Below are 21,827 nucleotides of genomic sequence, written 5' to 3'. Positions count from 1 at the left end.
GATAACCGTCTTGACTGACTGAATAGAGAGAATCGAGACTCTATTCGGCTGGATATTGTGGATACGTTCTCGGGCCGAACTGTGATTCGACGCGGCGGGGTCACTTGCTCAAAATACTTCTGCCGCGCAGACCCCTAGCCTTTGAGTAATGGTGGCAGGGACAGCTGGCAGGGCTTTCCAAAACACGCTACAAGCACGTCCGTGTGCGCTTGTTTCGGGCCGTCCATGGCCCTCTACAGTTTTGGAATGCCCTGCCAGCTGTCCCGTTTAGACCTTCCAGTTGACCGCATTTTCCCGAAAGACAGATGCAGGCTTAGGTCGATGAGATGGTCTCCTCCCCTCCTAATCGGCGTCGCAATGCGCCAGGATAGGGAAGGAGAATTTTCCTATCAGAAACGAGTGGGAGGAGACCATGAGTAAGGTTACAACGGTTGGCATTGATCTCGCAAAGAACACGTTTGTCCTTTTTGGGCTGGGCCCTAAAGGTCACAGCGGGTGGAAGCGCAAAGTGCGCCGCAAGCAGTTGCTGGAGCAGCTGGTGCGTTTGGAGCCTTGCACAGTCGCTCTTGAGGCGTGTGGGAGCTCGCACTATTGGGCTCGCCAGATACGAGCGTTAGGGCATCAGGTTGAGTTGTTACCGCCTCAACATGTGAAGGGCTATCTTCGAGGTCAGAAAAACGATTACAACGATGCTCAGGCCATTGCGGAGGCCAGTGAACATGGGCGAATTCGCCCGGTGCCGATCAAAGAGGTCGAGCAGCAGGATGATCAGATGCTGCACAAGCTGCGCCAGGGCGTGAGCAAGGATCGGGTACGAATCAGCAATCAGCTTCGAGGATTGCTGGCCGAGTACGGTGTGATCATGCCCCAGGGAATAGCGGCGCTGCGCCGGGAGCTGCCACTGGCACTGGAAGACGCTGACAACGGGTTGAGCGAGCGGGCCCGGCAGTTGTTGCACCGCCAGTATCAGCGTTTTCTGGAAGTAGAGCAGGAACTGGCCTGGTACGACCAACAAGTAAAGCAGAGATCGAGACAGGATGAGACCTGTCGGCGCCTGCAAGCGATACCGGGCGTTGGTGAAGTCGTCGCCAGTCTGCTGAAGGGCTGGATGGGTGATGGCCGCCAATTCCGGCGAGGCCGAGACGCTGGCGCAGCGCTGGGCCTGATCCCCCGTCAGAACAGCACCGGGGGCAAAGACGTCTTACTGGGAATCAGCAAGCGAGGCGACCCGTACGTACGCGCCCAACTGGTTCACGGGGCGAGAGCGGTGGTTGCCCGTGCGGACGGGAAAATGGACCGCCTCAGCCGATGGATCCAGCGACTCAAGGCAGAGCGAGGGTTCAACAAGGCAACCGTCGCATTGGCCAACAAGTTGGTTCGCATTGCCTGGGTGATTATCGCCCGAGGCGAGCACTACCAGCCATCGGAGCAACGGCTGGCGGTATGAATAAGTCAGGGATTGACTGAGCTAAATCACCGACGCGACGTCGGAAAGTAAAGCGGTTACCCTTCCCGCAGGTTGCGAGGGTCACAGCAATCGATGGCATAACAGGTCAGACCGGCCTGCCGAAAACCTGACTAATCCAAGGGCCCCAGAGGCCGTTAGGTCGATAAGGACGGCAGGCGCGGATCTTCCATCAAGGCCAGAGGCGACAAAGCCGCCTCATCAAACAGGCCGGATATACGGGCGCAAACCTGTCCCTGACATTGAGTGCTGAGACCTTGCAAACGGGGAGGAGACCATATACGGATTATGCTGTGCCAATCCGACCTACATTTAGGTGCAAATTCTAGCCGCATATCCTTAGGTGCCTTTCGGAAACTCAGCGAATAAGTCGGGAGTATATCGTTGGGTCTGGATCGGTGGTGTGGGGTTGCCCTCCCAAAAATGTCTGTGGCCATGGATGGCCACAGTCAAGCGCACATGGACGTGCTCGTAGCGTTTTTTGGGAGGGCGACCCCACACCGCCAGCCCCGAATGCAGCAGGCTAGGGCAGGAGCACGCACCACCACTCAAGATGTGGTCAAAAAACGTAATGCAAAAGAGAAGGCAATAAAAAACCCGCTAACTCAGAGAATTAGCGGGCTTTCAGAATAGTGGCTCCCCGAGCTGGGCTCGAACCAGCGACAAACGGATTAACAGTCCGTTGCTCTACCAACTGAGCTATCGGGGAACGTCGTCGTGTGACGAGGCGCGTATATTAAGTTGGCAATACCGCCCCGTCAACCCCTGGCCAGAACTTTTTAGCCAAGCGCTTTCTGAAGGCGTTCGACAGCCTTTTCCAGGTTTTCCATGCTGGTCGCAAAGCTCAGGCGCATGTGGCCAGGGCAACCGAAGGCGGAACCCGGGACCAGTGCCACGCCGGCGTCGGTCAGCAGTTTCTCGGCGAATTCAACGTCGGTGCTGACGCTGGAATCCGCATCGATGGCGCCCTGGAAGCTGGGGAACACATAGAAGGTACCGTCGCCGTTCAGGCATTCAACGCCTGGCAGCTTGTTCAGTGCTTCTACCAGCCAGTCGTGGCGTTCCTTGAAGGCCTTGACCATCTCGCCCACGCAGCCCTGATCGCCATCCAGCGCAGCCTGTGCCGCTGCCTGGGAGATGGAGGCCGGGTTGGAGGTGCTCTGGGACTGGATCTTCTTCATTGCACCGATGATTTTCGCCGGGCCCGCGGCGTAGCCGATACGCCAGCCAGTCATGGAGTAGGCCTTGGATACGCCATTCAGGACGAAGGTGCGGTCATACAACTCAGGCGTGGCGTTCAGGATGTTGCAGAACGCTTTGCCGGTCCAGAGGATCGGCTCATACATATCGTCGGTGGCGATCATGATGTTCGGGTGCTTCTTCAGCACCTCGCCGATGGCCTGCAGCTCTTCGAGGGTGTAGGCCATGCCGCTCGGGTTCGAGGGGCTATTGATCACGAACAGGCGGGTACGCTCGGTAATCGCGTTTTCCAGCTGCTCCGGAGTGATCTTGAAGCGGGTTTCAGCACCGGTTTCGATAATCACGGGTTTGCCTTCAGCCACCAGCACCATATCCGGGTAGGAAACCCAGTACGGAGCAGGGATGATGGCTTCGTCACCCGGGTTCAGTGTGGCAAGTGCGAGGTTGAAAAAGCTCTGTTTGCCACCACTGCTTACCAGTATCTGGTTGGCTTCGTAATCCAGGCCGTTGTCCCGTTTGAACTTCGCAATAATCGCTTTTTTCAGGGCTGGCGTACCATCCACGGCAGTGTATTTTGTCTGGCCGTTATTGATGGCTTCAATGGCTGCCTGTTTGATGTGATCAGGTGTGTCGAAGTCCGGCTCGCCGGCACCCAGGCCGATAATATCCTGGCCTGCTGCGCGGAGTTCCGCGGCCTTGTTGGTGACTGCGAGGGTGGGAGAGGGCTTGATAGCCTGTACTCGGCTGGAAAGTTGAAGGTCCAAACTTGCGCTCCTTAAAGCTGCGTCTGATAGGGCTGCGACCGCGGGGTGCCAGAGCTGCTGGCTGATTTACGCCCAGCCGTCGATCGAACTGATGGTATCATGAAGCCAGTGTATCGCTAAATTTCTCGAATGGCAGGGGCTGTTTCGCCCCTGCGTCGGTTTTACCGGAGGTTTCCGCCAGTTATGGCCAGTAATCAGGCAAACGTTTCCGCCAGAGAGGGTGTGTTCCAGGTTGATTCACCGTTCCAGCCAGCGGGCGATCAGCCCAAGGCAATCGAGGGGCTGGTGGATGGTATCCAATCCGGTCTGGCACACCAGACGTTGCTGGGGGTAACCGGCTCCGGTAAAACCTTCACCATCGCCAATGTCATCCAGCAGGTCCAGCGGCCCACCATCATCATGGCCCATAACAAGACCCTGGCCGCCCAGCTCTATGGTGAGTTCAAGGAGTTCTTTCCCGACAATGCGGTTGAGTATTTCGTTTCCTACTACGACTACTATCAGCCAGAAGCTTACGTGCCCTCGTCGGACACGTTTATCGAGAAAGACGCCTCTATCAACGAGCACATTGAGCAGATGCGTCTGTCTGCTACCAAGGCATTGCTGGAAAGACCGGATGCCATTATTGTGGCGACGGTGTCGTCTATCTACGGCCTCGGTGACCCCCAGTCTTACCTGAAGATGATGCTGCATCTGGACCGGGGCGATCAGATCGATCAGCGATACATCCTCCGGCGCCTGGCCGAACTTCAGTACACCAGGAACGATATCGAGTTCCACCGGGCCAATTACCGGGTTCGGGGCGATGTGATCGATGTATTCCCGGCGGAATCCGAGAAGGAAGCTATCCGCATCGAGCTCTTCGATGACGAGGTTGAGAATCTCAGCTATTTCGACCCGTTGACCGGTGAGGTCCTGCGCCGAGTGCCACGGGTCACCATCTACCCGAAATCGCATTATGTGACGCCCCGGCAGACGGTGTTGGATGCGGTCGAGCATATCAAGGTTGAGCTGGATGAGCGGCTGCAGCAGCTGCGGGACAACAACCGCCTGGTGGAAGCACAACGCCTGGAAGAGCGCACCCGGTACGACATCGAAATGATGCTGGAACTGGGCTATTGCAACGGCATCGAGAACTACTCGCGCTATCTCTCGGGTCGCCGCCCAGGTGAGGCTCCGCCGACACTGTTTGATTACCTGCCGCCCAATGCCTTGCTGGTGGTGGATGAATCCCACGTGACCATTCCCCAGATCGGCGCCATGTACAAGGGCGACCGGTCCCGGAAGGAAACCCTTGTTGAGTACGGTTTCCGCCTCCCATCGGCGCTGGATAACCGACCCATGAAGTTTGAAGAGTGGGAGCGAATTGCGCCCCAGATGATCTTCGTATCCGCAACCCCGTCCACATATGAGGCCGAGCATGCGGGTCAGGTGGTGGAACAGGTGGTGCGCCCCACCGGCCTGCTGGACCCGGAAATCGAGGTGCGTCCCGCGTCTACCCAGGTGGACGATCTGCTCTCGGAAATCCACACGCGGGTGAAGGTGAAGGAACGGGTTCTGGTGACCACGCTGACCAAGCGTATGGCCGAGGATCTCACCGACTTCCTGATGGAACACGACATCAAGGTTCGCTATCTGCACTCGGACATCGACACCGTCGAGCGCGTGGAGATCATCCGGGACCTCCGGCGGGGGGAATTCGATGTGCTGGTGGGCATCAACCTGCTGCGGGAAGGTCTGGACATGCCCGAGGTTTCGCTGGTGGCCATCTTGGATGCTGACAAGGAAGGTTTCCTGCGCTCCGAGCGCTCACTGATCCAGACCATGGGTCGTGCGGCGCGGAATGTCCACGGCAAGGCCATTCTCTACGGTGACCGGATTACAGGCTCCATGCAGCGGGCTATTGATGAGACAGAGCGTCGCCGGGCCAAGCAGGAAGCTCACAACCTGGAACAGGGCATTACCCCGCAGGGCCTGAACAAGAAGATTGCCGACATCATGGAAGGTGCCGGAGGCGGCGGCCGTGGCCGTCGCAAGGCCGAGCGCCCGGGGCAGAAAGCAGCCGAAGAGGCGGAACAGTATCGGGCCAAGGCTGGCAATCGATCGCCGGAGGAGGTCCTCAAGGAGGTGTCCCGGCTTGAGGATGAAATGTACAAGGCCGCTTCCGAACTGGATTTCGAGACGGCTGCGCGCCTGCGTGATGATATCGCCGAGCTGAAAGAGGCGGCACTGCGGACCGGCTGATCAGGCCGGTCGCTTGGGCCCTACGATGATCGCAGCCTGCAATGGCTGGTTCCTGCCGTACCGTGAAATCTGGCTGAACACCCGGCGGTCGACCGGCAGGTACTGCTTGTCGGCCACGGTTTCGCCGAGTTCAGCATCGATTTCCGGGTCGTGCAGGTACACGAACTGGTCGTCAATCGCGCAGACGGTGACCCAATGGGGCACGCGGCTGCGATTCAGTTGCCAGGTGCTGATCAGGATGACCGGAATTCTGCCTTCGTGAAGGGCTTCTTCCATCGCTTCGAGGGTCAGCGGGTCATGGTGTAGCTGAATGCCTGTCTTGCCGATGTCGTGTAAAAAGCCCTCGTGTACCAGCTCCAGTACCCGCTTCTTGTCCTCGCTTCTGACGGTGTCCTTGAAAAGGGCTCCTTCCATGCTGATCCAGGCGCTGGCTTCAAAACCCCGATTCCACGCTGCGAGCGCCAGTCCATGAGGGCCGCAGCCGCCGTGGCCGGCGAGCATAAATATGGTGGTCGCTTCTCGCCAAAGCCTGAGTTCTTCCAGGGTTGTGAGTGGTTGCTGTTCATCCAGAGCTGCCATCGCCATGATTAGCGCCGCCGGCCCGCAGGAGAAATCCGTGGTCTGCGGATAGTAGGGAACGGCCGGAAATTCTCTTGAAGGCTCGTAGAACAGAATCCTTCGCTCGAAGCGAAGGGCGTCTCCGTGGTCTTCGTAATAGTCCCGGTAGGTGCCGAACTGGCGATAGCCCAGGCGCTTGTAGAGGTTGATGGCGCCTCTGTTATCCTCGCGGACTTCCAGGCGCATGATAATACGGCCAGCCTCCACCGCCTCCGATTCTGCTTCCCGTACCAGTTTCTCGCCCACGCCCTGGCCACGCACAGCTGGCGACACCGCAATGGAGTAGATCCGGGCGAGCCGGGTGGCAGCGCTCATCAGAACCAGGCAGTAGCCCACCAGCTCGCCATCGGCCTCGGCCACAATCAAGCGGTCTCTGGGCATTTCCAGAAAGCGACGAAAACTCCGCCGAGAGAGGCGGTCTTCGGTGAAGCACCGGTTTTCGAGCAAGACCAGGGCGTCGAGGTCCTTGCTGGAGGCTTGTCGGAGCTGGAAATCAGGCATTGAGAGACGGCCTTGAAAAACGCGAGGAGGGCATGCTGGTGGGCTTCCCGTACTCCGCTATTATGTGTGAGAGTCAGGGTAACGCAAAGACCACAAGGATGCGTAAAAGCACGCATTATGCGCCGATTGTGCAGCGATTGTGACCGGCGTATTGTGGCCTCAATTACCACAGGCAAGACCTTTCAGGGAGGAATGCCTTCAATGTCCCGATTGCTTATCGTAGTGGACCGCGCCAAAGACTGGGCGCCTTATTACCCCAGTGAGGACGTGCTGACGTTTGATCAGTACCTCCAGTTCTCAGCTCCGCCCGCCAGCCGGGTGAGGGTCATCAACCTGTGTCAGAGCGCCCGTTACCTGAGCAAGGGGTATTATTGTTCACTCCTGGCAGAGGCCCGTGGTCACCATGTCGTACCCTCGGTGATGACGCTCAATGATCTCGGCCGCAAAGGACTGTTTTCACTTGAGCTGGAAGAGCTTGATGAAAGCGTCATCAACTGGCTCGAAGCGGCGGGTTCCGCTATTGACCCTGCCAGTGATGAGCGCGCGGCCACCCATGAAGTGCGCATTCGGACCTACTTTGGCCAGGCCGAGCACCCGGATCTGAAGCCGGTCGCCCGGGCGCTGTTCGAGCGGTTCCCTTGTCCGATTCTTGAAATTGTTTTCAAGCGCCGCAAGCAGTGGCAAATCGAGTCCATGAAGCCGGCGGCTCCGGCGGATCTGGGTGAGCAGGAGCAGGACGTGTTCGCGGCGGCCCTGGATCGTTTCAGCAGCATGGTCTGGCGTAAGCCACGGACCCGACGCCGTTACCGCTATGATCTGGCGGTGCTGGTCAATCCCGATGAGGAGATGCCGCCGAGTGACAAGGTTGCCCTGAAGCGTTTCGAGAAAGCCGGTCGCAAGCTGGGTATCAACGTTGAGCAGATTACCCGGCGGGATTATATGCGCCTGCCGGAATACGATGGGTTGTTCATTCGTGAGACCACTGCCATTGATCATCACACCTACCGGTTTGCCCGCAAGGCGGCCGCTGAGGGCATGGTGGTCATTGATGATCCGGTGTCGATCCTCAAGTGCACCAACAAGGTGTTCCTTGCAGATCTCCTGAAGAACAACAAGGTTCTCACGCCCAAGACACTCATCCTGTCGAAAGATCAGAAGAACGCTGTCGAGCAGGTCATCAGTGAGCTGGGTTTTCCGGTAGTTATCAAGATCCCGGATGGTGCGTTTTCCCGCGGCGTAACCAAGGCCGAAGACGAGAAGACCCTCCGTGCCGGGCTGAGAGACCTGTTCAAGCAGTCCGCCCTGGTGCTGGCTCAGGAATACCTTTACACCGATTACGACTGGCGTATTGGTGTGCTCGGTGGGCGGGCCATCTACGCCTGCAAGTACATGATGGTGAAAGGCCACTGGCAGATCTATCAGCACAGCGAATCCGAGAGTGAGAGCGGTGGCTTTGAGACCATGCCCACGTATGAGGTGCCAAGGAATGTCATTCAGGCGGCCCTGAATGCCACCAGACTGATCGGCAACGGGCTGTACGGTGTGGATATCAAACAGTCAGGCAACCGGGTTGCCGTCATCGAAGTCAACGACAACCCGAGCATTGATGCGGGCGTGGAAGACCGCTTCCTGGGGGGCGAGCTCTACACTCTGATCATGCGGGAGTTTCTTTCAAGGATGGAAGAGAACAGGCGTCGCTAGGTTCTATGGCCGGCGGCTTTCAGGGGCCGGCCACCCATACCCGGACACTCCCGAACCAGGGGTAATCACCGAGCTCTTCCCTGATGTTTGAGGATGAGAAGACGGTTTCACCCTCGGGGCTGTCCAGGAACAGCTCCAGATGCACCTTGTTTTTCAGATAGTGCAGCCGGAGCCGGCTGTGTTGCGGCAACTCTCCCAGGTGTCGGGCCAGGATGGCCCGGATGTCTTCACGGGAGGGCAGGCGCTCGGAGGTCAGCGGCTGATCTTCGTCGTTTTCGGCGTCGATGTGGAAGTTGATGTCCCGGATGTTGTCCAGGGCATCCCGCATTCCCGAGACAACCTGCATGCCGATCTGATGCCCTTCCGATACGCTGATTTCCGGACGAACCACCAGGTGAATATCCAGCAGAATGTCGTGCCCCATACGACGGCTGCGAAGCTCATGCACGTTGCGCACTCCGTCCGTGTCCCGGGCGATACTCTTGAGCATCTCCGTGTCCTCCTGGGAGAGGCCGGTATCCACGAGTTCCTTGACGCTGTCCCAGGTAAACTTCCAGCCAATGTGGATAATGATGCCTGCGATCACCACCGCCGCGAACACATCAAGCCAGACCATGCCAAGCATGGCGCCGGCCGTGGACACCAGAACCACGACTGAGGAGAACGCATCAGTTCGGCTGTGCCAGGCGTTGGCGATAATCAGATCCGAGCGGATCTTCAGGCCGACGTGGCGTGTGTATCGGAAAATCCATTCCTTGCCCGCAACAGACGCTGCAGCTGCCACCAGAACCGGCCAGCCAGGCACAGTATCCACGCCACCCTCTATCAGGCGTAGGGTATTTTCCCAGGCCAGGGCGGCGCCAACGGCAATCAGGATGCTGCCCAGAACCAGAGTGCCGAAGGTTTCGATTCGCTGATGGCCGTAAGGATGGTCGTCATCCGGCTCCTGGCGGGATACCTTCATGACGCCAAGAACAACCAGATCAGAGGCAACATCCGTAAAGGAGTGAATGCCATCCACCAGCAGGGCCTGGGAGTTAAAAAGAGCACCACCAATGACTTTTATGACCCCGAGTACGGCATCGAGAATCATTCCGATAATGGTCACGCGCGAGGCCGCCTTCATTTCGCCCGCGAGGTTTTCCCGGTGCTGTTGGGCGGGTGAAATCGGCTCTTGCATTGATGCACTCCAGATCAGAAGACAGGTGCCAGTATAACGTTATTCTCACGGGCTTTGGCAGGGGTGGCTAAAAGAGGGGATTTCAAGTGATTTATGCACATCATTGCAGAACGATGACTGGGTAACATTTTGTTTAGTATTTGTCGACAGCCATGAGAAAAATATATAACCTATTGAAAATAAACATAAAAATAACTGGTCAAAAAATAATCAATTTGTAGATTGGCGCAGTTATCAAGGGATGGCAACCGTTGCCCCGCGATTTTCAACAGGTTTATCCACAGATTCCGTGGAAAAGGTCATGAGAGTGCCATGATACAGTCATTTACAGCTGATTTGGTTCTATCCCGGGATGCTGTGGAAAACTTCCGGTATACTCCGCCCACTTGGATCAGGGGAGTTTTTTCAGATGTACGGCGTTATCCGCAATCTGCTTTTCCGTCTTCCAGCGGAGCAAGCTCACAATGTTGCATTGAATGGTCTCGATCTTGCGCACCGATTAGGCGTTTTGAGCGCTTTTTCACCAAAGATAGATTCATTGCCAGTGAATGTTATGGGGCTGGATTTTCCGAACCCCGTCGGGCTTGCCGCAGGTCTGGATAAGAACGCCGATCACCTCGATGCGCTTGGCGCCCTGGGCTTCGGTTTTATTGAAGTTGGTACCGTGACGCCTCTGGCGCAGCCCGGCAACCCCAAACCACGGATGTTTCGGCTGCAGGAGCATCAGGCCATCATTAACCGGATGGGTTTCAACAACGAGGGGCTAGACCACTTGCTGGCCCGTGTGGATCAGCGCCGCTACAAGGGCGTGCTTGGAATCAATGTTGGCAAGAACAAGGACACGCCCAACGACCAGTCCGAATCCGATTACCGGAAGGGGATATCGGCGGTTTACAGTCGGGCCGATTACATTACGGTGAATGTGTCCTCGCCCAACACGCCCGGTCTTCGGGATTTGCAGTTTGGAGACTCTCTGAAAGGCCTCCTGGAGGCCATCAAGGACGAACAGCTCCAGTGTGAGAAGGAGCATGGTCGGTACGTGCCTGTGGCTGTGAAGATCGCCCCGGACATGGACGATGACGGTATCCGCTTCGTGGCATCCGCCCTGCGTGAGACGGGTCTTGATGGCGTGATTGCCACCAATACAACGATCAGTCGGGATGCCGTGGCAGGTCATACCCATGCCGACGAGGCTGGTGGCCTCAGCGGTGCACCGGTGCGGGAGCCTTCTCTCAGGGTTATCCGGGGGCTTTACGCGGAACTGGGGGAATCACTACCGATTATTGGTGTCGGCGGCATTATGGACGGTGAAAGTGCGGCCGAGAAAGTCCGGGCCGGTGCCAAGCTGGTCCAGATCTACACCGGTTTTATTTACCGGGGGCCTGAACTTATTAAAGAGGCTGTTGAGGCTATCCGGCAGGTCAAGTGCTTTACCGCGCCCCATAACGAAGGTGGGCCCGCTTAGCGGGCCCGAGCGGGGAATGAACCCCGTGGCGCTTCATCGCATGGTACGGGGCGGGAGGCCCCGTTTGGGTTGCTCTGAGTACTGCGTCAAATTGTATGTAAAAAGATCAGATTAAGAATCGGGGTTAGTTGAGGCGTCACGCTGTCGTAACGTTAGCCAGTTTATGGATGCCGGATACGCCGGTCATGCCCTCCCATTGATCTGTGCGGCCTTCTCGCCACCCGTTCAGCCATTCCTGGCGAACTTCCGCCTGTTCAATCGGGCAGCTGTCTTTGGATTTTCCGGACACGCCAGCGAGATAACCCCGCTTGAATGCACGAGCGTACATGTCTCTTTTCTGTCTTTTCATGCCGTTCCTCACTGATGGATTAACAGAACAAGCGTGTACACATCTGCAGTGGCTGCGACCAGTGTTATCCGCTCCGGGATAACCCACTATTGTCAGCTCAAGCCAGAGCAGTCAGGATCCTGTTAACGGAAGGTTTGCACCCTTCCGGAACGACGCGTCACTTACAAGGTAAGTCGAACCTTTAGCCGATGTACACTAATTATTTCATCTATGTGACGCTTTTTTTATAGTTATATGAACTAAAAATTTTACTGCGATTTTCGGAATAGCCTTTATTCCGGAAACTTACCTCAAGCCGTCCAGGAACCAGGAGTTGAACTTGTCCAAATCTGTATTTTTCGTAACCTGCCCGAAGGGGGTGGAATACCTACTGGCGGACGAGCTCAGCACCTTTGGTCTGGATACCGTACGCAATGCCCCGGCCGGGGTCTGGGTGGAGGGTTCTCTGGAGGGTGGTTATCGCGCCTGTCTATGGTCGCGTCTCGCCAACCGGGTGATCCTTCACATTGATGAAGTGGACGCCAACAGCGGCGATCAGCTCTATGATGGCGTTGTTCACATGGACTGGCAGCAGCACATTCCTGTGCATGGCAGTTTCCGCGTTACGTTCCTCGGTCAGAACGAGGCCATCCGCAATACGCAATATGGCGCTCAAAGGGTCAAGGACGGCATTGTGGACCGGTTTCAGGCCAATGGCGGACCGCGGCCTTCAGTGGATGCCAAGAACCCGGATGTCATTGTCTCCGCGCGACTCAATCGTGGCCGCTTGTCCCTGGGCATTGATCTGAGCGGGCACAGTCTGCACATGCGCGGCTATCGTACGGATCAGGGCCTGGCACCCCTGAAGGAAAACCTGGCCGCGGCATTGCTGATGCGAGCGGGCTGGCCGGAGATTGCCGCCGCCGGCGGCGATTTCGTGGACCCGATGTGCGGTTCAGGCACCCTTGTGGTTGAAGCTGCCATGATGGCGCTGGATATGGCGCCCGGCCGCAAGCAGGAACGGTTCGGTTTCGAGAAGTGGCCGGGCCATCAGCCGGAGCTCTGGTTATCGCTGCGCCAGGAGGCGGAGCGTCGCGCCCACGAGGGCAAGCAAGGGCGGATCCCGAGAATGGCGGGCTTTGACCAGGATAGCCGGGTCATCGGGACCGCCTGGAAAAACATCCAGAGGGCAGGTCTGGAGAATGTTGTGCACGTTGAGGCTCGCGCAGTCGATGCCCTGGAACTGGAAGGCGACTGGTCTGATCGGGGGCTGGTCCTCACCAATCCCCCGTACGGTGAGCGGTTGAGTGAGCGCAGGGAGTTGGGCGGCTTGTACCAGGCACTGGGCGACGCGGTTAAACGCTGCGTTCCAGGCTGGCGCCTCGGTGTATTTACCGGAGCCCCGGAATTCGGCAAGTCCATCGGATTGAGAAGTTACAAGCAATACCGGCTTTTCAACGGCAAGCTGCCCGCCCAGTTGCTGCTGTTCGAGATAAATGAAGTGAGCGCCATGACACCGAGGACCCCGGATATTCCCGGTGAGGTCACCCCTCGGATTGCCAATGAGGAACGCGCGGCCATGTTGCGCAATCGCCTCAAGAAGAACGTGAAGACCATTGGGCAGTGGGCAAGAAAGCAGGGCATTGGTTGCTACCGCCTCTACGATGCCGATATGCCGGAGTTTGCGTTGGCGATCGATATCTATGAGGGGCGGGTGCACGTGCAGGAGTATGCGGCCCCGAAATCGGTGGATGAGCGTGCTGCTCGAGAACGCCTGGCGGAGGCCCTTGCAGTCATTCCCGAAGCACTGAGAGTGGAGCCGGAGGATATGGTGTGCAAGCAGCGCCAGCGGCAAACCGGCACCAATCAGTACGAGAAGCAGGCAGTCAGTGGCGAGTTTTTCAGGGTTCACGAACACGGCTGCGTGTTGAAGGTGAACCTCAAGGATTATCTGGACACGGGTCTGTTTCTGGATCATCGACCGGTGCGGCACTGGATTCAGCAGCACTCGGCAAACCAGCGATTCCTGAACCTGTTCTGTTATACCGGCGCGGCCACTGTTCACGCTGTTGTTGGAGGCGCCAGCCGCTCGCTCAGTCTGGATATGTCAAAGACGTATGTCGGCTGGGCTGAGGAGAACCTTGCACTGAACGGAGCCGACCCCAAGAAGCATCGGGTAGAGCAGGCAGACTGCCTGGCCTGGCTGGCAGACCGGAAAACGGCGGACCAACGGTTTGATCTGATCTTCATGGATCCGCCGACCTTTTCCAACTCTGCCCGTATGGCCGGCGTTCTGGATATCCAGAAGGATCATCCCACGCTGGTCAGGCAGGCCATGGCAAGGTTGAGTTCCGACGGGTTGTTGATCTTTTCCAACAATTTCCGACGCTTCAAGCTGGACGAGACACTGGAAAGCGAGTTCGAGGTTGCTGAAGTGACGCGGGATACCCTGGACAAGGATTTTCAACGCAACGCCCGCATTCACCGGTGCTGGCATATTCGCCACAAGGCCTGAATTTACGGGAGTACCGGCAGGATTGGCTGCCTCTCATGGAACCGCTACGAGCACATCCATGTGCGCTTGAGTGAAGCCATCCATGGCTTCACACATTCCATGAGAGGCAGCCAATCCCGCCTTTGCGAACGCCTGAGTCAGCTGTTTCTCAGAACTCGTAGCGCAGTCCGCCGGAAAACTGGAAGGTGTTCACATCCGTTCCTGTGTCTTCGAAAAGCTTTCCGCCTTCGAAGACCAGAAACGTATCGTCCATCACTTCGAAATCAAGCCCTGCAATCCAGCTGATGGAGAAGCCGCTGTCCGGGAATTCGCCTTCGAGATCCAGGTAGGGGTTGTTGCGATCATTTGCGGGATCGCTGATCTCGCCTTCGCCGTGGATATAGGAAAAGCCGAACTGGCCGTAGAGGTTTGCATCGTCGGTGATCGGGTAGTGCAGGCCCATGTACCAGCTGGCGTAGTAGTCAACGCTCAGCGTCAGGTCACTGTCCGGTACCTCGGCGTCTTTGAAGCCGCCACCGGCCCGCAGCTCGGCGTGAAACAGATCGGTTATGTGGCCACCCACCACCAAGGTTCCGCCTGTGCCCCAGGCGGTTTCCTTGGTGTTTTCACCGATGGTGCGGTGGTTGTAGGTGGTTGCCAGCAGCCCGATGTAGTGTTTGTCGGCCCTTGGCGTTTCCTGGGCCAGGGCGGCCTGGGATGCGAGGAGCAGGGCAGGGACAAGCGGACAGACGAGGGGCGTTCGCACAACCTTGTTCATTGTTATCGGGCTTCCTGACATGGGCGAATACGGGCTGATTCTGCCTCGTGTAACCGTTTGTTACGTCGACCCGTGTCACACTTCCCCCTGTCAATTCCTGCTGTTTCTCAATCCTCGTCGAACAGGCCCTCTTCCCGCGCCATCAGCAGCAGTGCGTAGACGCCATTTTCAGGCAACTGGGGTTCCAGGCTTTCCTCGAACAGGAGCTGGCGGCGGCGGTCTTCCAGGGTTTCGCTGTCCAGGCCTGTGATCAGCTCACTGATGGGTGCGATTTCGAACGGGGCCTCCTGTGCCACGGCCGTGAAAATGAGGTCTACCAGAATCTCGTCCGGATCGAGGCCGTCCACGAAGACGGTCTGGTCGGGCAGATCCTGGTGCAGTTCCCGGACCAGCTCGATCAGGGGCACGCCCTGTTCTTCAAGGTAGAGAAGGTCGACATCACCCAGGTCACCATCTTCCGGGAGCCAGTCGTCGGAAGGGGCGATAACCACGGTTTTCATTCGGCCGTCTTCCAGCGACCAGGCCATGGCGGTGGGAAACAGCGCATCGTCGGTCTGGCAGTATTCAATGTCGAGAAATCTCGGTGCTGGCACGTTGGGCTCCCGGTGATGGTTGATTTGTGACCCGGTTATAGGGAATGTCCGTTGACGCAGTGTGAGGCTTTACGGCTTCATGCCATACTGTTGGCGCAATTATCTTTTAATCAGGGACATCATGGAACACGCTGAATTTAACAAAGATTTATTGAAGTTTCTGAACACTTCCCCCACACCCTGGCATGCGGTCGACACCATGAAACAACGGCTGAGTGCGGCCGGGTTTCAGGAGCTGGATGAGCGGGAAGACTGGTCGCTGGTGAGCAACCAGGGCTATTACGTTGTCCGTAACGGCTCCTCAATTGTCGCCTTCCGAGCTGGCAACAAAGATGTCACCACCTCGGGAATCCGCATGGTGGGTGCTCATACCGACAGCCCCTGCCTGAAGGTCAAGCCGAACCCTGAGCTCCGCCGCAAGGGCTTCTTCCAGTTGGGTGTCGAAGTGTACGGTGGTGTGCTGCTGAATCCCTGGTTTGACCGGGATCTTTCCCTGGCCGGTCGGGTGACGGTGCTGGATGAAGACGGCAAGGTACGGGACACCCTGGTGGATTTCCGTAAGCCTGTGGCATTCATTCCGAGCCTGGCAATCCATCTTGATAGAGAAGCCAACAGCAATCGCACGGTTAACCCACAGACCGATCTGCCACCGGTTCTGATGCAGGTTCCTGAGAGCGATACCACCAGCTTCGTGGATCTGCTGTCCCAGCAGGTCAAGTCGGAGACCGGGCTCACTGTCCGCAAGGTCCTGGGGTACGAGCTCAGTTTCTACGATGCCCGTGAAGCCTCGTTTGTCGGATTGCGTGATGATTTCATCGCCTCGGCTCGCCTGGACAACCTTCTGAGTTGTTATATTGGCCTCCAGTCGCTGCTGAAAACCTCCGGGGACGAAGCCGCGTTGCTGGTCTGCAACGATCACGAGGAAGTTGGCAGTATGTCTGCCGAAGGTGCACAAGGGCCGTTCCTGACAGCGGTTCTGGACCGCTGGGTCGGCGCTGGCAAGGCTCGTGCTATTGCCAACTCAATGATGGTGTCGGCGGACAATGCCCATGGCATTCATCCGAATTACATGGATAAACATGATGAGAATCATGGCCCGATTCTCAATCAGGGGCCGGTGATCAAGGTCAACCATAACCAGCGGTACGCCACCAACAGTCGATCGGCAGCAGTTTACCGGCACATCAGTGACGAGCTGGGGTTGCCTCACCAGACCTTTGTGGTTCGGAGCGATATGGGCTGTGGCAGCACCATTGGGCCCCTGACGGCGGGGAACCTGGGTGTAACCACGCTGGATATTGGCGTGCCCCAGTTCGGTATGCATTCCATTCGGGAGCTGATTGGCACCGAGGATGGGTTCACGTTGTTCCGCGTGCTGACCGAATTCATGCAGCGCGAGCAGATTTTCTGAGGCCGTAAACGAAAAATGCCGCTGGTTCAGAAGAATCAGCGGCATTTCGGAATAAGTGGCTCCCCGAGCTGGGCTCGAACCAGCGACAAACGGATTAACAGTCCGTTGCTCTACCAACTGAGCTATCGGGGAACAGCATCAAGTGGCGCGCATATTAAGCGCTTTGGTTTACGGGGTCAACCCCCTGATATGAAAGGCTAAAAATTGTACGAAAGCAGGACTCTTCACTACCGGCCCCCGCCGTGGTTGCGCAATGGCCACGTTCAGTCTGTCTGGCCCACACTGTTTCGCAAAGTCCCGATGGTAGAACCGGAGCCGGAAGTGATCGCCACACTGGATGACGACGAACTGCACCTGGACTGGTACCGGCAGGGTAGCGATCGCCTGGCCATCGTGTCTCACGGTCTGGAAGGTCACAGCAGGCGGCCCTACGTGCTCGGTTTAACTCGCGCCCTGCTTCGGGAAGGCTGGGATGTTCTTGACTGGAACTTCCGCTCTTGTGGCGGGGTTATGAATCGGCAACCGCGGTTCTATCACAGCGGCGCCACCGAGGATCTCGGCCTGGTGGTCAACCACGGTTTGTCAGGTGCTTACGACACCCTGTTTCTTTCCGGGTTCAGCATGGGGGGCAATCTGACGCTGCTTTATCTGGGCGAACAGGGCGAGCGTGTTGATAGCCGGATCTGCGGAGCCGTTGCCTATTCGGTTCCCTGCGACCTGGCCGGCAGCGCAGATATGCTGGCGTTGCCCAGCCGAAAGATCTACATGCAGCGCTTTCTCCGGGATCTGAAGGTAAAAATGGAGGAAAAGGCGGAGAGGTTTCCGGACCTGATTGATATTTCGGGGTTTGATGCCATTCGCAGCTTTCATGAGTTTGATGACCGCTACACCGCGCCTCTGCACGGTTTCCGCAATGCCCGGGATTACTGGGCCCAGTGTTCAGCATTGGGGCGCATGCGAGATATCCGCGTGCCGGCGCTGATGGTGAACGCCGCCGACGATCCGTTTCTCTCGGCGCGCTGTTTCCCGGAATCCCGGCGGGAGCTGGGCGCTCATGTGCGCCTCGAAGCTCCTCGTTGGGGCGGCCACGTCGGGTTTGTCGAGCATTCGAAAGATGGCTTTTATTGGTCAGAGCGCCGTGCGCTGGCATTCCTCCAGGGATTGACCTGAACCATCTTTATTGCAGGATCGGTTTGAGCACCGGCCAGACATTCTCCAGCAGTTTGCCCTGGGCTTCCTCGGTCGGGTGAATCCCGTCGTCCTGCATCAACCCGGCCTGGTTGTAGATGCCGTCGAGGAAAAAGGGAACCAACGCGGTGTCGTATCGGTCAGACAGCTTCGGATAGATTTCGGCAAACATCTCTGTGTAGCGCTGTCCGTAGTTGGGCGGTATCTGCATGCCCACCAGTACGGCGCGAGCACCCGAGGTCTGCACCTTTTCGATCATGGAGGCGAGATTGGATTCGATTACGTTGGGGGGAAAGCCGCGAAGGCCATCATTGCCACCCAATTCAATGACCACGACGTCGGGCTCGTTCTCCTCAAGGAGATCAGGCAGCCGGCGGGCACCGCCATCCGTGGTTTCTCCGCTGATGCTGGCATTGACCACATCCCAGTCGCTCAACCCTTTGCTCTCGAGCCGGTTTCTCAGCAACTGCACCCAGGCAGTTTCGGAGGGCACTCCATAGGCCGCACTGAGGCTGTCACCTACGATGAGCAGCGTGTTTTGACTGGCCACTGCCGGCAGCGCCAGCACGGCAAACACGAGAAAAAGAATTGATCTGACGTACACCAATGCCGTATGCATAGACAACCAATACACCTTTAAGCCGTTTTCGAGACCCAGGATCGGGAGATTCCGTGAATCAGATGACCAATGTTAACCCGGATAGCCAGAGCCCAATGTTACGGGTAGATAACCTGACCCACCGCGTCAGTGTTGAAACCGATACGCTCACGATCTTGCAAGGGGTCACTCTCGAAATCAATCGGGGAGAATCCGTAGCCATTGTCGGGCGCTCCGGTTCTGGTAAAACCACCCTGTTGGGTTTGCTGGCGGGTCTTGATACGCCCAACGAGGGGACGGTGGAGCTGGACGGCTCGGTGATCAGCAAGCTCAGCGAGGATGAGCGGGCAAAACTCCGCGCACACCGGGTTGGTTTTGTATTCCAGTCTTTCCAGCTTTTGCCGGCGCTAACCGCGCTCGAGAACGTTATGTTGCCGCTGGAACTTGCCGGCATGGCGTCGCCGGAGAAGAGGGCCCGTGAGCTACTGGAACGGGTTGGGCTTGGCGAACGGCTGACCCACACACCCAGACAGCTCTCCGGTGGTGAGCAGCAGCGGGTTGCCATCGCGCGGGCATTTGCGTCTGAGCCGCTGATCCTGTTCGCTGACGAGCCGACGGGTAACCTGGATAACCGCACCGGTCAGGCAGTGTCTGATCTCTTGATGGCGTTGAACCGGGAGCAGGGCACAACGCTGGTGATGGTAACCCACGATGAACACCTGGCGGCTCGCTGCAATCGGCAGTTCCATATTGAAGCCGGCGTTCTGAGCGAACCGGAAGCAGCCCAGGAGATGGCGCGCTGATGGCTGCTGCAAAAAAACTCATGTCGGTTCGCCGGGACTGGCGGGAACGGGATGTTCGCGTCGTTCTGGCCGCTCTCATCATCGCCGTTGCCACTGTCGCCACCATTGCCCTGTTTGCCAGTCAGCTTCAACGCACCCTGGTTTCTTCAGCCAGCTCGTTCCTGGCAGCGGATCGCCAGCTTGAGGCAGAGAATGGCCGACCGATTCCGGACGCCTGGCTTCAGGAAGCCGCCGATCAGGGCCTGAAAACCGGTCGAATGGTGGAATTCTCCACCATGGTGTTCGGTGACGAGAATTTCCAGCTGGTGTCAGTCAAGGCCGTGAGCAATGAATATCCGCTTCGTGGCGATATCGAAATCCAGCGGAACCCGACAGGTACCCGGGAGCTGGTAAATCAGGGGCCCGGGCCAGGAGAGGTCTGGATCAACCCGCGCTTGCTCAGGCTGCTGGATCTCGAAGTCGGCGAGTCGCTTGAAGTTGGTAATCTGAATCTTACCGTGTCCGGCCTGCTCATCCGGGAGCCGGACGGCGGTTTCCGGCTGTCGGCACTGGCCCCCCGCGTGATGATGCATGTGGATGATGTGGCCGCCACCGGGGTCATCCAGGAGGGCAGCCGGGTTGAATACGTCTACCTGTTTGCCGGTGATGAAGCTGCGCTGGAATCGTACTACCAATGGTTGGAACCCAGACTCGAACCCAGTCATGAATGGGCGGGTGTCCGGGATGGCGAGACCTTCTCGCGCTCACTCGAGCGAGCCGAGCGATTCCTGCTGTTGGGTGGCAGTCTTGCAGTCCTGCTTGCCGCCGTGGCCGTGGCTGTGGCGAGTCGTCAGTATGCCCTTTCCCAGCGCGATACCGTGGCACTTCTGAAAACGCTGGGGCTCAGCGGTGCGGGTATTGGCGGTCTGTACCTCAAGCGCCTCGCGCTCTGGGGTGTCACCGGGATCGTGGGCGGACTGCTGGTCGCGATGCCGCTGTACTGGTTGCTGATTCACATGCTGAGCCAGGTGCTTGAGCGCCCGGTGGAATTTCAGCTCGATCCGTCTGCATTGGTGCCCGCCTTGCTGACGGCACTGGTCTCTCTGTTTGCGTTTGCCTATCCTCCCGTTCGCAGGCTTCGCAATGTTCCGGCGATGCGTGTACTGCGCAGCCAGCCCGGTGAAACCGGGCGCGAGGCCCTGCCGGATATGATAATTGCCATTGTGGCGGTTTTCGGGCTTGTGTGGATGTATGCGGGCGAACTTGCCCTGGTGGTTTCCCTTCTGGGGGGGCTTGCGTTGCTGCTCGGGGCACTTGGCCTGGTGGGTTGGCTGTTGGTTGCAACACTGCGCAAGGTTCGCGGCGGTGGTAACGCCTGGCGTTTGGCCCTGGTGGGGCTGTACCGGCATCGCCGGGCCAGTCTTTCCCAGATTGCCGTATTTGCGATGACGTTGATGCTGGCGGCCACGCTGATATTGGTGCGTACCTCTTTGTTGACAGACTGGCAGGCCCAGTTGCCGGATGACGCGCCCAATCATTTCCTGATCAATATTGCACCGGAAGCGGTCGAGGACGTCGATTCGTTCTGGCAGGAGCGTGGCCAGCCACTGGACAAACTTTACCCGATGGTTCGAGGACGCTTGACCGAACTCAATGGTCAGCCAGTCAAGGAAACGGTCAGCAAGGATGAGAATGTTAATGCTCTCAACCGTGAACTGAACCTGACCTGGATGTCGGCCTTGCCGGACGACAACGAGATAGTCGAGGGCGCCTGGTTTGGTGAAAACCAGAAGGAAGGTGTCTCGGTGGAAGCGGAGCTGGCCGGAAAGCTGGGACTGTCACTGGGCGACGAACTGACGTTCACCATTGGCTCGGAAAAGGTGACAGAAGCCGTCACCAGTATTCGGACGGTCCAGTGGGACAGCATGAAGCCCAATTTCTACATGGCGTTCCCGCCGGAGGGCGGGCTCACCGAGATGCCCGCGACCTGGATTACCAGTTTTTACCTGCCCAAGGACAAGAAAGATGCCCTGAACGAATTTTCCCGGCAGTTCCCGACGGTTTCCGTTCTGGAAATTGATCATGTGATTGAGCGGATCCAGGAGATTGTCCGTCAGGTCACCCAGGCGATTGAAGCCATTCTGGCGTTGATCCTTGCCGCCGCGCTGGTGGTGATGGCTGCAGTCGTCAGTGCGACGCTTCAGGATCGACAGCGGGAAGGTGCGCTGCTGCGAACCCTGGGCGGACGCCAGAGGTTGCTGGTTCGCAGTACCATGCTCGAATTTGCGTTGCTGGGTGGTTTCGCAGGTGTGCTTGGAGTGGTCGCCGCCGAGGCGGCAGTCTGGGCGCTTCAGTTCAGGATGTTCGAGGGCACGTTCCAGTGGCACTGGCACGTGGTGTTGCCGATTCCAATCGTCAGCGCCGTTGTTCTTGCCCTGTTCGGCCGCTGGCAGCTACGGCCGGTGTTGAGTGTATCGCCGATGCTGTTGTTGCGACGCCTCGAGTAGCGCCGGGCGG

Annotated in this window: 16 protein-coding genes and 2 tRNA genes; 9 read left to right on the top strand and 9 right to left on the bottom strand. The window is 57.8% G+C overall.

Annotated features, from left to right (window positions below; all coding sequences use genetic code 11):
- The first annotated feature begins 412 nt into the window (after positions 1–412).
- Positions 413–1,447 (top strand): IS110 family RNA-guided transposase, encoded by a 1,035-nt coding sequence (locus tag AC13E3_RS12660; RefSeq protein WP_008172057.1) that lies wholly within the window; start codon positions 413–415, stop codon positions 1,445–1,447.
- 651 nt (positions 1,448–2,098) lie between these two features.
- On the opposite strand, the gene AC13E3_RS12655 is transcribed toward AC13E3_RS12660, so the two are convergent.
- Positions 2,099–2,174, bottom strand: a tRNA-Asn gene (locus tag AC13E3_RS12655).
- Positions 2,175–2,244: 70 nt separating this feature from the next.
- Positions 2,245–3,429: a pyridoxal phosphate-dependent aminotransferase gene (locus AC13E3_RS12650; RefSeq protein ID WP_008172055.1), complete on the bottom strand. Its 1,185-nt coding sequence runs from the start codon at positions 3,427–3,429 to the stop codon at positions 2,245–2,247.
- Between the two features lie 183 nt (positions 3,430–3,612).
- On the opposite strand from AC13E3_RS12650, the gene uvrB reads away from it, so the two are divergent.
- Positions 3,613–5,673 (top strand): excinuclease ABC subunit UvrB, encoded by a 2,061-nt coding sequence (gene uvrB / locus AC13E3_RS12645; RefSeq protein ID WP_053114954.1) that lies wholly within the window; start codon positions 3,613–3,615, stop codon positions 5,671–5,673.
- Here the strand turns inward: uvrB and rimI are convergent, their stop codons facing one another.
- Entirely contained in the window at positions 5,674–6,792 is a 1,119-nt protein-coding gene (gene rimI, locus AC13E3_RS12640; RefSeq protein ID WP_008172052.1) for a ribosomal protein S18-alanine N-acetyltransferase, read from the bottom strand.
- Between the two features lie 201 nt (positions 6,793–6,993).
- Here rimI and AC13E3_RS12635 point away from each other — a divergent pair, with 201 nt between their 5' ends.
- Positions 6,994–8,493, top strand: coding sequence for a RimK family protein (locus AC13E3_RS12635; RefSeq protein WP_405419241.1), 1,500 nt, complete (start codon positions 6,994–6,996; stop codon positions 8,491–8,493).
- A gap of 19 nt (positions 8,494–8,512) precedes the next feature.
- On the opposite strand, the gene AC13E3_RS12630 is transcribed toward AC13E3_RS12635, so the two are convergent.
- Complete coding sequence (locus tag AC13E3_RS12630) at positions 8,513–9,673, bottom strand: cation diffusion facilitator family transporter (RefSeq protein ID WP_008172046.1); 1,161 nt, start codon at positions 9,671–9,673, stop codon at positions 8,513–8,515.
- 409 nt (positions 9,674–10,082) lie between these two features.
- Between AC13E3_RS12630 and AC13E3_RS12625 the strand changes: the two genes are divergently transcribed.
- Positions 10,083–11,138: a quinone-dependent dihydroorotate dehydrogenase gene (locus tag AC13E3_RS12625; protein WP_482902079.1), complete on the top strand. Its 1,056-nt coding sequence runs from the start codon at positions 10,083–10,085 to the stop codon at positions 11,136–11,138.
- A gap of 136 nt (positions 11,139–11,274) precedes the next feature.
- Here the strand turns inward: AC13E3_RS12625 and rmf are convergent, their stop codons facing one another.
- Positions 11,275–11,487, bottom strand: coding sequence for a ribosome modulation factor (gene rmf, locus AC13E3_RS12620; protein ID WP_008172042.1), 213 nt, complete (start codon positions 11,485–11,487; stop codon positions 11,275–11,277).
- 319 nt (positions 11,488–11,806) lie between these two features.
- Here rmf and rlmKL point away from each other — a divergent pair, with 319 nt between their 5' ends.
- Positions 11,807–13,981 (top strand): bifunctional 23S rRNA (guanine(2069)-N(7))-methyltransferase RlmK/23S rRNA (guanine(2445)-N(2))-methyltransferase RlmL, encoded by a 2,175-nt coding sequence (gene rlmKL / locus AC13E3_RS12615; protein ID WP_053114959.1) that lies wholly within the window; start codon positions 11,807–11,809, stop codon positions 13,979–13,981.
- Positions 13,982–14,129: 148 nt separating this feature from the next.
- Here the strand turns inward: rlmKL and AC13E3_RS12610 are convergent, their stop codons facing one another.
- Complete coding sequence (locus AC13E3_RS12610; RefSeq protein WP_482902078.1) at positions 14,130–14,738, bottom strand: outer membrane beta-barrel protein; 609 nt, start codon at positions 14,736–14,738, stop codon at positions 14,130–14,132.
- Between the two features lie 107 nt (positions 14,739–14,845).
- Positions 14,846–15,331: a hypothetical protein gene (locus AC13E3_RS12605; protein ID WP_008172035.1), complete on the bottom strand. Its 486-nt coding sequence runs from the start codon at positions 15,329–15,331 to the stop codon at positions 14,846–14,848.
- A gap of 121 nt (positions 15,332–15,452) precedes the next feature.
- Here AC13E3_RS12605 and AC13E3_RS12600 point away from each other — a divergent pair, with 121 nt between their 5' ends.
- Positions 15,453–16,742, top strand: a complete 1,290-nt coding sequence (locus tag AC13E3_RS12600) for a M18 family aminopeptidase (protein ID WP_008172033.1) — start codon at positions 15,453–15,455, stop codon at positions 16,740–16,742.
- 56 nt (positions 16,743–16,798) lie between these two features.
- On the opposite strand, the gene AC13E3_RS12595 is transcribed toward AC13E3_RS12600, so the two are convergent.
- Positions 16,799–16,874, bottom strand: a tRNA-Asn gene (locus AC13E3_RS12595).
- Positions 16,875–17,063: 189 nt separating this feature from the next.
- Between AC13E3_RS12595 and AC13E3_RS12590 the strand changes: the two genes are divergently transcribed.
- Positions 17,064–17,912 (top strand): YheT family hydrolase, encoded by an 849-nt coding sequence (locus AC13E3_RS12590; protein ID WP_482902077.1) that lies wholly within the window; start codon positions 17,064–17,066, stop codon positions 17,910–17,912.
- 7 nt (positions 17,913–17,919) lie between these two features.
- On the opposite strand, the gene AC13E3_RS12585 is transcribed toward AC13E3_RS12590, so the two are convergent.
- Positions 17,920–18,549: an arylesterase gene (locus tag AC13E3_RS12585; protein WP_482902076.1), complete on the bottom strand. Its 630-nt coding sequence runs from the start codon at positions 18,547–18,549 to the stop codon at positions 17,920–17,922.
- A 62-nt stretch (positions 18,550–18,611) separates the two neighbouring features.
- Between AC13E3_RS12585 and AC13E3_RS12580 the strand changes: the two genes are divergently transcribed.
- Both AC13E3_RS12580 and AC13E3_RS12575 read left to right on the top strand, forming a co-directional pair.
- Positions 18,612–19,331: an ABC transporter ATP-binding protein gene (locus AC13E3_RS12580; protein ID WP_482902081.1), complete on the top strand. Its 720-nt coding sequence runs from the start codon at positions 18,612–18,614 to the stop codon at positions 19,329–19,331.
- Positions 19,331–21,817 carry an ABC transporter permease gene (locus AC13E3_RS12575; protein ID WP_053114962.1) on the top strand — a complete coding sequence of 829 codons (2,487 nt, stop codon included), beginning with the start codon at positions 19,331–19,333 and terminating at the stop codon, positions 21,815–21,817. Before AC13E3_RS12580 ends, AC13E3_RS12575 begins: the two co-directional genes overlap by 1 nt.
- Positions 21,818–21,827: the final 10 nt, after the last annotated feature.

It is taken from the genome of Marinobacter sp. L-80 (assembly GCF_056859395.1).
This window is presented reverse-complemented; position numbering and strand designations above follow the sequence as displayed.